The following is a 13861-nucleotide window of genomic DNA, read 5'->3' as shown; positions in this document are numbered from 1 at the left end:
CAATTGGGGGCCCACGGGTGAGGCCTCTCCTGGTCTGTATTCTGTATACAGTAGGCAGACGCGTTATGCAAGCAAAAGTGTTCCGCTGCGATGGGATGCGATGCAGCGGGATCCGACTGGATGCGGTCGCTACGGCGCGGTGAGCGAATCCACACCGGCGGCGGGCCGGCCGGCCGCCCAGCTGGCGGGCAGGCGGAGCCGCTCTTCCGATGGCGAGCCAGGCTCTGCCGTGTAGATGAGGAACGACAGCTCTGGCTCCGCCGTGGACTCGAGACCCTCGAAGGCGAGTGTCAGATCGCCGACGACCGCGTGATGGAATCGCTTCACGCCCGTGCCGTGCCTGCGCACGTTGTGGGCGCCCCACCGCACGCGGAACTCGTCGCTGCGGGGTGTGGATGCGCAGGTGCTGTCGATCCTGCGGGACCCGGGTCCCGCGACTCGTTTCGCTCCGCTCCGGTGATGTACACGCTCGTCATGGCTAACATGCTGCCAAAACGCCCGACAGAACCCGTTCGACCTGAACGGGCTGCGGCCGGTGGGGGAGTGCTGGCTGCGTTGCACCACGACGTGCCTCTGGTGATCGCGGGCGGAGACCTGGACAAGCCGGAAGTCGCAGCCCGCGTCGCCTGGGCAGGCGATCCTGCGCGCATGGCGGAGGGTCTCCGGCAGCCCCGCCTACCGGACGGCCGCCCAACGCATCGGCGAGGCCCTCCGCCAGCATGACGGCCCCCGTGAAATGGTCGAGCACACAGAGGCCCTCCTCGCTGCACCCCTGGCGATGAGGTTGCGGCTAAGACGATCAGGCTCGTGCCCAAAGCCCCGACGCCACACTCAGTCGAGGCGCAACTCCGTCAGATCGTCGATCTTGGTGTCTTGGCGGGTGAAGACAGTGTCGTCGACCGAGTTGCCTCGCACGGTGGCGGCGGCCGCGACGAGTTCCTGAAGCACGCAGATCTCGACCAGTGCACGCTGGCTCGGGGTGAGCCCGGCAGGAACGGTCACCGTGGGGACGCCGAAGGGTGTCGGTGTCGACTCGTCGGTAACGATAAGCACGGAGTCCGTCTTCTCTTGCAGTTGCCTGGCGAGTTGGAGCTCGCGTTCGCCCCCGATGAGGATGTGACTGACCGGGCCGCCCGCGATGTCCATCGGCCCGTGCAGATATCCGCGTGTGCCGTAGGCAGTGGAGGCGACCAGCGGCCCCTCGCGGAAAAGCAGTGCGATCGCTTCCGCGCTGGTGAGCTGCGCCGCACTCGCGACGACGTCGACAGCTCCGTCCGCCAGGTGGTCGGTGGCGAAGGCCCGGATGGTCTCCCGTGCGGACTCAGTAGCCCGCTCGATCGTGGCGGCCAGGTCCGACCATCCTGGGTCGACCTCTCCGGTTGTGATCAGATCGGTCAGCATCCCGAGAGCGGTGAACGTGGTCACGAAGCCGACGGTCGAGACCCTGCTGTCGGGAGCGCCGCCGAGGGTGACGCAGGATTCGACGGCCGAGCGCAGCGGGCTGCTCTCGCTGTTCGTGATGGCGACGGTCGCAACGCGGCGATCCGCGAAACGCTGTGCCGCGTCCGTGGTCTCCCGGCTGCGCCCGCTCTGCGACACCGCCAGCAGCAGATCCGGGCGCGGGTCGGCAACGACTGGAAGGTCGGAGCAGTCGGACCGGTAGGCGTCGAAGCCGGCTGCACGGAGCTGGTACAGCGGTGTGGCCAGCGCCGCGTAGCTGGCGCCGATCCCGGCGAGGACGATGCGGCGCCATCCGTCGCGCCACACGTCGGCGATGAGCCGCTCGCCCTCACCGGAGACCCTGCGAAGCGCGTGGAGTTCGGCGCTCCGGCCCTCCGCGAACCCGATCTGCTTGATGGCTTCAGACATGAGCGACCTCCGCTCCGATCGCGCTTTCTGCTCGCGGATGCCACTCGCGCTTCGCGACGGCGGGAATGTAGTCGTCCAGATCCACCGGCCATTTGACAACCGTCTCCGTTTCCGCGGCGTAGTACGCCGCCATCAGGAGCTCCGTCACGGCGACACCGCTGTCCAGTGATTCGAGGGGCTGACGCCCGGCCGCGAACATCCGGGTTATGGCCGTGTTCTCCGCGACGTACCCGTACGCCGCCGGCTCGTTCGCGATGACAGGCATGAGTCCCTGTTCGGCGTTCTGCTTCTCGAGCATGTCCTCCCCGCGTTCCTGGTCGAGGTCTCGCGAGAGGAACAGCTCGGCGTCGCCCTTCAGCGAGTGGGCCGCCATCGAGTACTCGGGACCGAGGAGTTCGAACGACAACCGCATCCCGGCGCCGATGTACCCCCACGAGGTCGTCGCTTCCACGACGACCGGTTCCCCGTCGCCGTTCACGAACCGGAACGTGGCGCTCGCATAGTCCTCGGAGGGCGTCCTCCGGTAGTCCTGGATGCCCGGGTAGTCCCGCTCGAGCTTCGAGGCGTACACCTCCCGGCCCCAGCGGAGTGACGCGATCGTGGCCGTCACCGAGACCGGGGTGAGCCAGTCGTCCGGGTCGACGCCGGGAGGAGTTAGCAGGAAGCGACCCGCCTCCACGGAGTGACACATGAGGTCGTTGAGAGCGCCTCCACCCTGCGCTTCACTATCCCAGAACCACTGGGAGTGCGGCCCGGAGTGCTCCTCGATGCAGCGGGCGAGGTACGGCGATCCCGAGGGTGCTGCGCCGCGGGCCCAGACCAGGTCGCGGGTCCTGGTGAGGCGGGGCGCGTAGACCTGGTTCTCCAGATAGCCATGCAGAAGGCCGGCTTCGCGCACGGCTGCCGCGACCGCTTTCGCCTCCCGCAGGTTGCGGCCGAGCGGTTTCTCGACCGCGATGCCGATCAGGGTCGCCCTGCCGGACACCACTTCGTCGCAGACGGCCCGGACCACCTGGACCCTGGTGTCGTTCGGCGTGAGCACCCAGACGGCGTCGACACGGGGATCCCGGACGAGGGCGGCGATGTCGGCGTAGGCGGTGACGTCGACACCGACGCCGAGCTCCTCCGCATACGCGCCGAGTGCCTCCGCCTTGTCCTGAGTGCGGGAGGCGACGGCGACGATGTCGGAACCGCGGATGCCCTCCCACGAACGAACGTGGAAGCGCGCGATGAAGCCGGCGCCGACGATGCCGATGCCGAGTGGTCGAGTGGACACAGTTGCTCCTAGAGGTTGGTGTGAAGTACGGGTCAGCCCTTGATCCCCGTGAGGGTAATGCCCTCGACGAAGGTTCGCTGGGCGAAGAAGAAGACGAGCACGACGGGAAGCGTCGCCAGCGTTGTGACGGCCATGATCACTCCCCAGTCGGTCGAGTGCGATCCGTGGAAGCTGGCAAGACCGTAGGCGACAGGCCAGCTCGACGGGTTCTCGGACGAGTAGAGCAAGGGGCCGTAGTAGTCGTTCCAGCACTGGAAGAACATGAAGATCGAGGCGGCGGCGATCCCTGGCTTGGCCATCGGGACCATCACTCTGGTGAGGATGCCCCACTCGCCGTTGCCGTCCATCCTGGCCGCGTCGACGTACTCGGTCGGTAGGCTCACGAAGAACTGACGCAGGAGGAAGATCGAGAAGGCGCTGCCGAACAGGTGCGGCAGGATGAGCGGCCAGAGCGTCCCGGTCAGGCCGAGTCCGGACCACATCACATAGAGCGGGACCTGCGTCACCTGCGGCGGTAGCAGCATAGCGATGATCACGACGAAGAAGACGACGTTCTCGAACCGGAACCGCACCTTCGCGAGCACGTACGCCATCGGTACGGACGAGACTAGCATGAACACCGTCGCGAGCGCCGCGTAGAGGAACGAATTGCCGAACCAGAGCGCAAGAGGCGCGGTCGTGAACGCTTTCGCGTAGTTCCCGAACTCCCATGGCGATGGCCAGAGCGCGCCGGTCAGCGTCTGCTGGGTGCCCATGAAAGAGGTGAGTGCGACGAACACCACGGGCACGAGGAAGATGATGCCGAGCGCGACGAGCAGTGCGTGCTCGGCGAGCCAGGCGAGAGCGGAACGGACGACCATCCGGCTCACCTCTCTTTCTGTTTGAACAGCCCGGCTCTGCGCAGCAGCACCGCCATGACGACCGCGGCGACGACGAAGAGGATCACGGCCATCGCGGCCGCATAGCCGAGCTGGAAGCTGGTGAAGCCCTGCACGTACATCCATTGGGTGTATGTGAGGAGCGAGTCGTTGGGATAGCCCAGAAGCTGATCAGGGCCGGCGTCGATCCCGGTCTTGCCGTTCGCGACGCTGGAGGCGACGGCGGCCTCGGTGAAGTACTGGAGGGCCGCGATCACACCCGTGACCGCCGAGAAGAGGATGACAGGGGAGATGTTCGGAAGGGTGATGAACCAGAACCGCTGCCTGCCGTTCGCCCCGTCGAGTGACGAAGCCTCGTACTGATCGCGCGGCACGTCGAGAAGGGCGGCGAGGAAGATCACCATGATGTCGCCCATCATCCACACGCCGAGCAGGAGCAGAGACGGCTTCGACAGGGCAGGGTCGTTGAACCAGAGCGGGCCCTGGATGCCGAAGAAGCGCAGGATCGTGTTGATCGGACCGGTTCCCGGGTTGAACAGGAAGACGAATGCGACAACGCTCGCCACCGGCGGCACGAGGGCCGGCACGTAGAAGAGGGTGCGCCAGAACCCGGACGCGCGCTTGCGGCGGGTGAGCAGCATGGCGATGCCGAGGGAGCAGATGATGCGCACGGGGACGAGGAAGACTACGAACCAGAGCGTGTTGAGCGCGGCCGTTCCCACCCTGCTGTCCTGGGTGAACAGGTAGATGTAGTTCCGCAGCCCGATCCACGTCGGCGAGCTGACGAGGTCGAAGCTGGTGAACGAGTAATACAGGTTCGCGATCAGCGGGTAGACGAAGAAGACGATGAGGCCGATCATTCCGAGCGCCATCATCGACCAGATCGGCAGGCGGGATCGCAGCGCCGGCGTGCGGCGCCGGGGCGCCCGGGCGGGCGAAGAGATCTCCTCGACCGCCCGGGTGAGTTCGAGCTGAGTCATCGGCTCACTTCGCCCCGCGCAGGCTGAGCGCGTTGTCGATGTCCGTGTCGACCTTCTTCAGCCCTGCCTCGAGACCGGAGCCTGACCCCGTCTGATAGTTGCTCCAGAAGCTGTCGAGCGTCTGCGTCAGGGTCGAGCCGATCGCGGTCACCGGAGACGACTTCGAGCTCTCGCTCTTCGACGCCTCGATGAAGGTCTTGTATGTATCGGGCGCTTCCAGGTCGGGCGACTCGGCTGCCGTCTTCAGGGTCGGGATGTTCTTGAAGCCGTTGGCGAGTTTGACCGCCGCAGCCGTGTCACTTGCGAAGTACTTCGCAAGTGCCCATGCGGCTTCCTTGTTCTTCGACTTGTTGCTGACGCCGATGTCAGCAGCGGAGGCGTATCCGCCGCCGTACTGCTGCCCGCTGCCCTGAAGGACGGGGAAGGGTGCCGTGCCGTAGTCAAGGCCCTTCGCCTGGTCCTCGATGAACGCGACACGCCACTCACCGTCGAGCGCCATCGCGATCCGCGAGTTCTGGAAGGCGTTGTTCGCGGAGAACTCGTCGCCCAGCCCGGCGCTGAAGGTCTTGAGCTTGTCGTAGCCGATCTTGTCGACGAACGCCTTCTGCCAGGTGATCAGGTCCTTCCACTGGGATGACGAGGCGAGCGTTGCCTTGCCGTCCTTCATCCAGTCGCCACCGGCGCTGGCGCCCATCGTCGCCGCCGTGTTCTGCTGGAAACCGATGAGCGGGTTGAAGCCGAGGGTCTTGATCGACCCGTCCGGGTTATACGTCGTCATCGCGACGGCCATCTTCTCCAGCTCGTCCAGGGTCCTCGGCGGAGTGGTGTAACCAGCCGCGCCGAGGAGGTCCTTGTTGAAGTAGAGCCCGTAGACATCCGAGGTCGTCGGCAGGCTGCAGCGGCGACCGTCGAAGGCGGTGGCGGAGGCGAAGATTCCCTGGAAGTCCGACTCCTTCACCCCGTCGCGCTTCATGTACGGAGCCAGATCGGCCATCGACTTGCACAGCGTCCCGAGGGTGGCGTTGACGTTGGTGATCATCACGTCCACGTTGGAGCTCGTCGCCACCACCTGCGTGATCTTCGTGTCCTGCTGTCCAGCGTGCACCTCGACCTTGACGCCGGGGTTCGCCTTCTCGAAATCGTCGGCGACGCTCTGGATGACCTCGGCTTCTCTGTCCGAGTAGTGGTGCCAGAGCGAAACGGTGCCGGAGAGGTGATCCGGAGCCTTCGCGGCGACGTCCCCGTCTCCTCCGCCCGAGCAGCCGGAGAGGGCGAGCATCGTCGTTGCCGATATCGCCAGGGCGGCGATGAGGATCTTCTTCGATTTCATTCGTGGTGCCTTCCTGATGTTCTTCGTTGGCTGAGCCGGAGGGTGCGACTCAGTGGATTCCGCGCAGGTTGCTCTCGATGATGCGAGAGCGGTCCTCTGCGGTGTCTGTCGAGCGGGCCTGAGCGACGAGGCTCTCCCGCAGGTCGGTGAGCAGGACCGATCGGGCGCCGCGGAGGACCGCGTCCTCCGCGATGCGGGAGACATTCACGCTGGGGTCCCAGCGGGTGTGATTGCGGATGGCGGCCCTGGTCAGTTCGGCGAGCTGAGCTCCGCCTGCGCGGCCGACCGGACCGCCGAGGACGACTTCATCGGGGTCGATGACGCCGAGAACCGGGATGACGCTGAGCGCGAGTCGCGGTGCCAGGGCTTCGATGACTCTGACGGGGAGTGCAGCCCCGGCCAGCATCCCCTCGAAGGTGAACTCGTTCTCGCCGAGTTCACGGGCGAGCCGCTCGAGCGCGACGGCTCCGATGAGATCTTCGAGGTCGGTGTTCTCCCCTGCAGCGCCGAGCAGAGCCCGGGCAACCGGCAAGTGGCCGATCTCACCCGCTCCGCCGGAGGCACCGTGCAGGACGGTGCCGCCGATGTCCAGCGCGAGGCCGATGCCGTATCCGACCCAGAACAGGGCGAGGATCGCATCCTGCTCGAAGGCTCCGGAGCGGCGCTCAGCCACTGCGGCCAGATTCACGTCGTTGTCCACTCGGACCTCGCACCCGAGCGCATCCTCGATCTGGCGCCGAACGCTCTTTCGCGACCAGCCCGGAAGCGCTTCGACGCTGCTCAGCTCATCGGATCGCGGGTCGACGCTCGACGGCACGCCGATGTTGACGTGCTTGACCGCTGCGAGATCGATCTCGGCGAGACGGCAGGCGCGGATCACTGCGCTGGCCACATCCCGCGCGGCGCTGCGTTCACCGTCGAGGCCGGCAGCAGTCTCGCGTGCAACAGGCAAGGAGTTGCCGAGCACGTCCACGACGACCGACTGCACGCCTTGCTGGTCGATGTTGACAGCGACGCCGTACATCGTGTCGTTCCGCACGCCGTAAACCGTCGCGCTTGGCCCCCTGGTCGCCGCCTCTTCCCCGACAGCGTGGATCAGCCCGCGCTCCTCGAGCCGTGCGACGATCTGCGCCGCCGTCTGCTTGGACAGGCCGGTCAGAGTGCCGATGCCGTTGCGGCTCTGCGGCCCGTGTTCGAGCAGGTTCCCGAGCGCGAGGGCGGCGTTCTGATCGCCCAACCACGAGGGTGTTCCTCTGACTGCCATGCTGGCTCCTCACGAATCGTCGGTGATATTGCGACTGCCTGGCCGAAAGTATTGCAAGGATTCTTGTCAGTTTGCAAGAGCCGGGCTGAGTTAATCTGCCGGAAATAATCCCGAGATTGCGGAGGAGAAGGATGATTGCCCCGGAGCCTCCTATTGATCTGGCAAGATTCCTGACTAATAATCGTTGCCGGGGCGTCACCGCAGATCGCCCGGATGGAGGACACGCTTGAGTAACGACAACGGCCGGTTGCGCATCGGAGTGCTTGGCAGCGGCGGCATCGCGACCGCCGACTACGGGGTGCTGCCGAACCTGCATCACTATGCGGAGATCTCCGTCGCCGCGATCGCGGATGTGGTGGCCGAACAGGCACGTGCGGTCGCAGCGCGTTTCAACATCCCGGCTGTCTACGGTTCGCTCGAGGAGATGATCGCCGCCGGGGAGATCGACGCCGTGGTCAATCTCACCCCGATCCCGTTCCACTTCGCGACGTCCCGGCTGATCCTCGAAAGCGGCCTGCACCTGGTCACCGAGAAGCCGATCGCCTCGACCATGGCCGAAGCGGACGAGCTGATCAGCATCGCCGACCGTGCCGGGCTCACCATCGTCTGCGCTCCCCCCGACATGCTCTTCGAGCCGTACGAGCGCGCCGCCGAAATTGTCCGCTCCGGCCAGCTCGGCCGCATCGCCTTCGCCAGAGTCCACAGCTCGCACGCCGGCCCTGGGGGCGGGCCCCGCGGGTGGGCGTCTGATCCGTCGTGGTTCTATCGTGACGGCTCAGGGCCGCTCCTCGACATGGGCGTGTACGGCATCCATGAGATCACCGGGATCCTCGGCCCCGCGAAACGCGTCGTCGCGTTCTCCGGCGTCACCGATCCGGTGCGCGTGGTCCGCGGCGGTCCGTTCGCGGGGCTGGAGATGCCCGTCGAGGCCGACGACAACAGCCTGTTCATGCTCGATTTCGGGGACTCGACCTTTGCTGTCATTGACGGGTCGTACAACCTCCTCGCATCCAAGAGCCCGAAGGTCGAGATCTTCGGCCGTCGCGGGGTCCTGAACATCCTGCGACCTGGCGCACCCGACCTCGAGGTCTACAAGACCGACCTCCTGCCGGGCACCGACGGTTGGATCGAACCCTCCGAACCACTCGCCGTGAGCGCGAGACGAGCGAGGTTCGGCCGGGCGATCATGGTCGGCCATCTCGCGGACTGCGTCCTCAACGGCACAAAGCCCGTCATGAGCGCCGAGCACGCCAGGCACGCCCTGGAGGTCATGCTCGGCGTCGCGACCTCCGCGCGCGAAAACCGGATCGTCGACCTCACCACCACCTTCTAGCAGCGTCTCGACAAGGAGCACGATGTCCAGTCCTCTCCGCATCGCCGTCGTCGGCCTCGACCACTGGTACGCGGCGATCCCGTTCGCAGAACAGGTCGCCCGCCGCGATGACACGATCTTGGCCGCCGTCGTCGATCGCGACCCCGCTCGGGCGTCCGAGATCGCTGGGCGCTTGGGATGCGAACGCGTCGAAACGGATCCCGGCGCCGTCATCGAAGACTCGTCCATCGACGCGATCGCCTGCTTCACCAGCGTCGACCAAAACGCCGAACTCTGCAAAGCGGCTGCGAGGGCCGGAAAGCACATCGTCTCGGTCAAACCGCTTGCGATGACGATGGCCGAGGCGGACGCGGTCGTCGACGCGGTGGAGGAGTCCGGTGTCGTCTTCATCCCGAGCGAATCGCGTCGCACCTCACCGCTCGCCGCCGCTCTGTCCTCGTGGGTGCACGGCGGCAGGCTCGGCGAGCTGCGGAGCGGTGCCTTCGCCATGAACAGCTCGCTGCCGAAAGCGTGGCCGGGCGAGAGCGGTGCGGGCTGGTGGATCGACCCCCGCCGCACACCGGGAGGTGCCTGGATCGACCACGCCGTGTATCAGATCGACCGGATGCGCTGGCTCTTCGGCAGCGAAGTGGTGGGCACGACCGGAGTGGTGTCGACGATCGCTCACACCGGCCTGCCCGTCGAGGACTACGGCCACGCCGTCTTCACACTCGCCAGCGGCGCCGTCGTCACCGTCGAAGACACCTGGGTCTCGTCTCCCGGCGGGTTCAGCAACCGGGGGCACCTGGTCGGGAGCGAAGGCTCCGTCTTCTACGACAGCACGACGGGCATGCTCGGCTGGTCCTTCGACGGAGAGCCGTGGACACACCGCGCCCTGCCGTCCGACACGTTCGACACCTTGGATGCGCTCGTCGACGCCGTGCAGTCGGACACCACACCTCTGGTCTCCGTGCGCGACGCGCGTGCCACCCTTTCCGCGTCCCTCCGGTTCTACAGCGCGGCGGCCACCGTCGGATGAGCGCTGCACTGCCATACGTGCTCGGGATCGACGCCGGCGGGACGAAGATCCATCTTCGCGCGAGCGCCTCCGGCGGAGAGCTCCTCGGGGACGTCATCGTGCCGAGCGAAGGCTGGACCTCCCTCGATGCCGCCGGAAAGGCCGACGTCATCGTCGAGCTGATCGCTTCGTCCTCTTTCGCCGACCCTGCGGCGGTCGGGATCGGCGCGCACGGCTGCGACTCGGACGCCGAGTGCGAGGAACTCCGTTCGGCCATCGCCGTCAGGTCGGCCTGTGCCGTCGAGGTCGTCAATGACGCGGTGCTCCTGCAGCACACCGTCGACGACGGTACCGACCGTCGAGCGAACTTGGTCCTCGGGACCGGCTCGATCGTCGTCGCGAAGACGCCGGACGGGAAATCCCTGTATGCAGGCGGCTGGGGTTGGCTGGTCGGCGACCCAGGCTCGGCGTGGGGTGTGGTCCGGGAATCCATCCGACGCCTCACCGAGGAGTCCGATGCCGGTCGGGCGAACGATCCACTGCGCTACGCACTGCTGCGTCTCGCCGGAGTCCATTCGCTTCGAGGGCTGGTCGAGGTTCTGCATCGCCTGACTCCGTCGGAGTGGGCGGCGTGGGCCCCCGCCGTGTTCGAAGCGGCAGAAGCCGGCTCGGCGATCGCACGCGCAACACTGGAGGATGGCGCCCAAAGGGTCGTCGACCTCGTGCGTCATCTGCGCGACCGGGGCGCGGCGATAGACGGAGTGGTCGCCGGCGGCGGCGTCATAGCCAATCAGCCAATGCTGGAGCTCGCCCTCTCGGAGCGATTGAGGGAGCAACTACAGCTCGAGTTGGTCGTGGTCAGGGAAGATCCGGTTCGCGGCGCCGTCCGCCTGGCTCTCTCCCTGCTCGCTGAGCACGCGCCCGCCGCGATCTGACGGTGGATGCGCGCCCTCCGCGCCCGCTGCGGCGGCGCTCAGGGGCACATACGCGTTGCGTCCCACTCGACCCCGCCAACGCCAACCGCTACGCCTTCGTCGGCAGCGACCCCATCAATAATTGTGATCCGTCCGGCATGTGTGCGGACGGTGCAAGTACCGCTGCTAACGTCTTCGGAGCGATCTCTCTTGGGGCCGCCGTTGTCGGTATTGTCGCAGGTGGAGTAGCCGCAGTTGCGGCGGCTCCCGTGACCGGAGGGGCAAGCCTCGTAGCTGGCGCTGCCGGTGCGGTATCGCTTGCGACCGGCGCACCGAGTCTTCTCATCGGAATCGCATGCGGATAGTGGCGGTATTCGAAGGTTGGAAGCAGTCGTGACCAAGAGAACAACGTTCTTCTACATACTTAGCCTCGCCGTTTTGGTGATCATAGTGTCGTTGGTCGTCTTCCTCATACCGGTGATACGTGGCTCAGGGAATGTCTGGAGCGTGGCCGGGCTCGTTGCCGGGTCGGCCGTCCTGATTGTCGCACTTGCGTTCCTCTACGTGCTTCGTCCCAGCAAGTGGGAATGACCGGGAGTACATGCGGCAGGGATCGGCTACCTGGTCTCGGATTGTTGATATGAGGCAATCAGCTGGCTGGATCACCATAATTGGTGCCGTTGTAGCGGCAGTCATCATGTTTATCGGGCTCGCGCAACTGCGCGTTCCCCCCGGAGGGGTAATCGTCTTCGCCGCGGGGCTCCTAATCCTGATCCTTCCCCTCTCCTGTCTTCCCTCATTCCGGCCGAAAAGCCCCACCCACCGCTTCAACGTGCGCTCTTCACGTTTTTGCCTGCCGTGATCGCGGTGGCGATTCTTATGACGCTTTGTGCAATGAATGACGCCTCTCTACAAGCGCTACTACTTCTAGTGGTTCCCGCGGTCGTGTACCCGTTCTTGGTCATCTGAGCAACTCGCCCCGTGCGCGACCCTGCTTACACACGACCCGAGCCACGTCGGAGGAAGAACGGCGCGTAGGGCATTGGACTCGTCTCGACGGCACCCACCTCCCTTCCCATCGGGTGATGTCAGCGTGTACCACGAAAACGTTTTCGAGCTGATGACGGGAGTGACCTCACCGGGATGGACATCTGCGGAACGTAGAACGCAAGAGCGACCCCCCACTGGAAGCGGCGACGAGTTCGCCGGATACGCGAACTCGTCGCCGTTGCCGTCAAGTCCCTATCCCCGATGCGCGGCGCGGCGTCGACCGAGTATCAACACGGTACCCAATCCACGACACAATGAGCCGTAGTGTCTGTGGTGAATCGGATGGTCGCCGTGGTCTCGGTGATGTCGATGGCCTCAAACGTGAGTGGCACCAGGCACCCCTCGTCCGATTGAGCCGGTAGACCGGGATCACCGCGTCCAGCGACTTTGGACCCCGGTCAATCCCTATTTAGTCATCACGACTCCCGTCATCGCCCGCGAAGTTCATCGGGGCAAAGAGGTTGTATCCAAGCTTCAGGACGATGAATAGTGCCCCCGATCAGAAGGAGAGACGATCATGAAGTTCACCACTGCAACGCCCACCGGCGCCGGCCCCGCTGCGCAGTTCACCGGGAACGTCTGGTTCGACGTCATCGTCGCCGGGCAGGAGCCCTCCCGCGTCCGCGTTAACACCGTGCGGTTCGCGCCAGGGGCGCACACGTTCTGGCACCGTCACGTGCTCGGCCAGACCCTCCACGTCGTCGCAGGCGTGGCACTGGTCGGCACCAGGGACGGCGTCGTGTTCGAGGCGCATCCAGGAGAGACGGTCGTCTGCCCTCCCGGCGAGGAGCACTGGCACGGAGCGACGCCGGAGCTCTTCATGCAGCACCTCGCCATCTGGGAGACGGACGGGAGCGACGCTCCGGAGACCACCTGGCTGGAAGAGGTGACGGAGGAGCAGTACTCGGCCGCGCGCACGCGCAGCGCATAGCCCGCTAGGGCCGGGCGTCGGCCAGCTCGTCGGCGTCGGCGTCGGCGTCCGCGTCGGCGTCGGTGTCGGCCACGGCCAGGTCGAAGTCCTCCTCCATCAGCGCACCGTTCACGGCTCCACCGGTGAGTGCGCCGGCTCCGACCGCCATCGGCACCGTCGCCATCGGATTCACGACATTGCCGGCCGCCCAGACGCGCGCGTGCCCGGTCTTCCCCGCCTGATCGACGGTGAGGAACGAACCGAGCCCCATCGGGAAGTCGGTGCGCGGCAGCTCGAGCGCGGCGAGGAAGCCATCGTGTGGCCTCGGGACACCGGCTGTGAACAGTGCGTCGAGCTCCGTCACCTGCCCGTCCGCGGTGCGGACCCCGGTGACCTGCGCGCCGTCGCCCAGCACCTCGACCACCGGGGACTCGACGAGCGCGACGTTCCGCGCACGCAGTCTCCGCGCATCCACGGGGTCGATGGGCCCTGCCCCTGCCGAGAACAGCACGACACTGTCGCTCCACTGCCGCACGAGCCGTGCCTGGTGCAGCGCCATCGGCGACGTCGCGAGCACGCCGAGACGCGCGCCGCGCACCTCCCAGCCGTGGCAGTACGGGCAGTGCAGCACCGTCTTCCCCCAGCGCTCCGCCAGGCCGGGGACGGCAGGCAGCTCGTCGGCGATGCCGGTCGCCACCACCACGGCGCGAGCCGTCTCCACCCGGCTGTCCGCGAGCGTCACCGTCAGCCCGCCCTCGGCGTCGACGACGCTCTCGGTCACGCTCTCGACGACGCCGTCCAGGAACTCGACGCCGTACCCGGCCGCCTCCTCCCTGCCCTTCCTCACGAAGTCTGCCGGCGCCGCACCCTCGTTCCCGAGCACGCCGTGCATGTGCTCGGCGAAGCGGTTGCGCGGGAGCCCTGCGTCGACCACGAGCACCCTGCGTCGCGCCCTGCCGAGCAGCAGCGCGGCAGACAGGCCGGCGGCGCTGCCCCCGATGACGATCGCATCCCGAGCGGTGGTGGGGTCTGGAGTGTTCATCTGGCCAGTCCAGGCGAT

13 protein-coding genes are annotated in these 13861 nt (G+C 66.4%); 5 read left to right on the top strand and 8 right to left on the bottom strand.

Annotation, left to right across the window (positions count from 1 at the left end):
- Window positions 1-129: 129 nt before the first annotated feature.
- From ASE16_RS20340 to ASE16_RS17100, 7 genes are all read right to left on the bottom strand, one after another.
- On the bottom strand, window positions 130-561 hold the full coding sequence (locus tag ASE16_RS20340; protein ID WP_321164267.1) for a hypothetical protein: 432 nt from the start codon (window positions 559-561) through the stop codon (window positions 130-132).
- A gap of 270 nt (window positions 562-831) precedes the next feature.
- Entirely contained in the window at window positions 832-1869 is a 1038-nt protein-coding gene (locus tag ASE16_RS17125) for an SIS domain-containing protein (RefSeq protein ID WP_055897922.1), read from the bottom strand.
- Window positions 1862-3145 carry a Gfo/Idh/MocA family protein gene (locus ASE16_RS17120; protein WP_055897919.1) on the bottom strand — a complete coding sequence of 428 codons (1284 nt, stop codon included), beginning with the start codon at window positions 3143-3145 and terminating at the stop codon, window positions 1862-1864. Before ASE16_RS17120 ends, ASE16_RS17125 begins: the two co-directional genes overlap by 8 nt.
- Before the next feature lie 32 nt (window positions 3146-3177).
- The gene (locus ASE16_RS17115) at window positions 3178-4005 is read right to left on the bottom strand and encodes a carbohydrate ABC transporter permease (protein WP_055897911.1); all 828 of its coding nucleotides are present in this window, start codon (window positions 4003-4005) and stop codon (window positions 3178-3180) included.
- A gap of 5 nt (window positions 4006-4010) precedes the next feature.
- Window positions 4011-5003 carry a carbohydrate ABC transporter permease gene (locus ASE16_RS17110; protein ID WP_055897907.1) on the bottom strand — a complete coding sequence of 331 codons (993 nt, stop codon included), beginning with the start codon at window positions 5001-5003 and terminating at the stop codon, window positions 4011-4013.
- A gap of 4 nt (window positions 5004-5007) precedes the next feature.
- A complete protein-coding gene (locus ASE16_RS17105) occupies window positions 5008-6333 on the bottom strand; it encodes an extracellular solute-binding protein (RefSeq protein ID WP_055897905.1) in 1326 nt (441 codons plus the stop codon).
- A gap of 49 nt (window positions 6334-6382) precedes the next feature.
- Complete coding sequence (locus ASE16_RS17100; protein ID WP_055897902.1) at window positions 6383-7597, bottom strand: ROK family transcriptional regulator; 1215 nt, start codon at window positions 7595-7597, stop codon at window positions 6383-6385.
- Between the two features lie 226 nt (window positions 7598-7823).
- On the opposite strand from ASE16_RS17100, the gene ASE16_RS17095 reads away from it, so the two are divergent.
- From ASE16_RS17095 to ASE16_RS17075, 5 genes are all read left to right on the top strand, one after another.
- Window positions 7824-8930 (top strand): Gfo/Idh/MocA family protein, encoded by a 1107-nt coding sequence (locus ASE16_RS17095; protein ID WP_200949680.1) that lies wholly within the window; start codon window positions 7824-7826, stop codon window positions 8928-8930.
- A gap of 22 nt (window positions 8931-8952) precedes the next feature.
- Window positions 8953-9948, top strand: coding sequence for a Gfo/Idh/MocA family protein (locus tag ASE16_RS17090; RefSeq protein ID WP_055897896.1), 996 nt, complete (start codon window positions 8953-8955; stop codon window positions 9946-9948).
- 17 nt (window positions 9949-9965) lie between these two features.
- Window positions 9966-10862, top strand: coding sequence for an N-acetylglucosamine kinase (locus ASE16_RS17085; RefSeq protein ID WP_200949678.1), 897 nt, complete (start codon window positions 9966-9968; stop codon window positions 10860-10862).
- 372 nt (window positions 10863-11234) lie between these two features.
- Window positions 11235-11432 carry a hypothetical protein gene (locus ASE16_RS17080; protein ID WP_055897888.1) on the top strand — a complete coding sequence of 66 codons (198 nt, stop codon included), beginning with the start codon at window positions 11235-11237 and terminating at the stop codon, window positions 11430-11432.
- A gap of 976 nt (window positions 11433-12408) precedes the next feature.
- Window positions 12409-12822, top strand: coding sequence for a cupin domain-containing protein (locus ASE16_RS17075; RefSeq protein WP_055897883.1), 414 nt, complete (start codon window positions 12409-12411; stop codon window positions 12820-12822).
- 4 nt (window positions 12823-12826) lie between these two features.
- On the opposite strand, the gene ASE16_RS17070 is transcribed toward ASE16_RS17075, so the two are convergent.
- On the bottom strand, window positions 12827-13843 hold the full coding sequence (locus ASE16_RS17070; RefSeq protein WP_055897880.1) for an NAD(P)/FAD-dependent oxidoreductase: 1017 nt from the start codon (window positions 13841-13843) through the stop codon (window positions 12827-12829).
- Between the last annotated feature and the right edge of the window lie 18 nt (window positions 13844-13861).

This window comes from Leifsonia sp. Root227, from assembly GCF_001428745.1.
In the GTDB taxonomy this organism is placed as follows: Bacteria; Actinomycetota; Actinomycetes; order Actinomycetales; family Microbacteriaceae; genus Leifsonia.
Note: the sequence above shows the minus strand (reverse complement) of the source record. Positions and strands in the feature narration are given on the sequence as shown.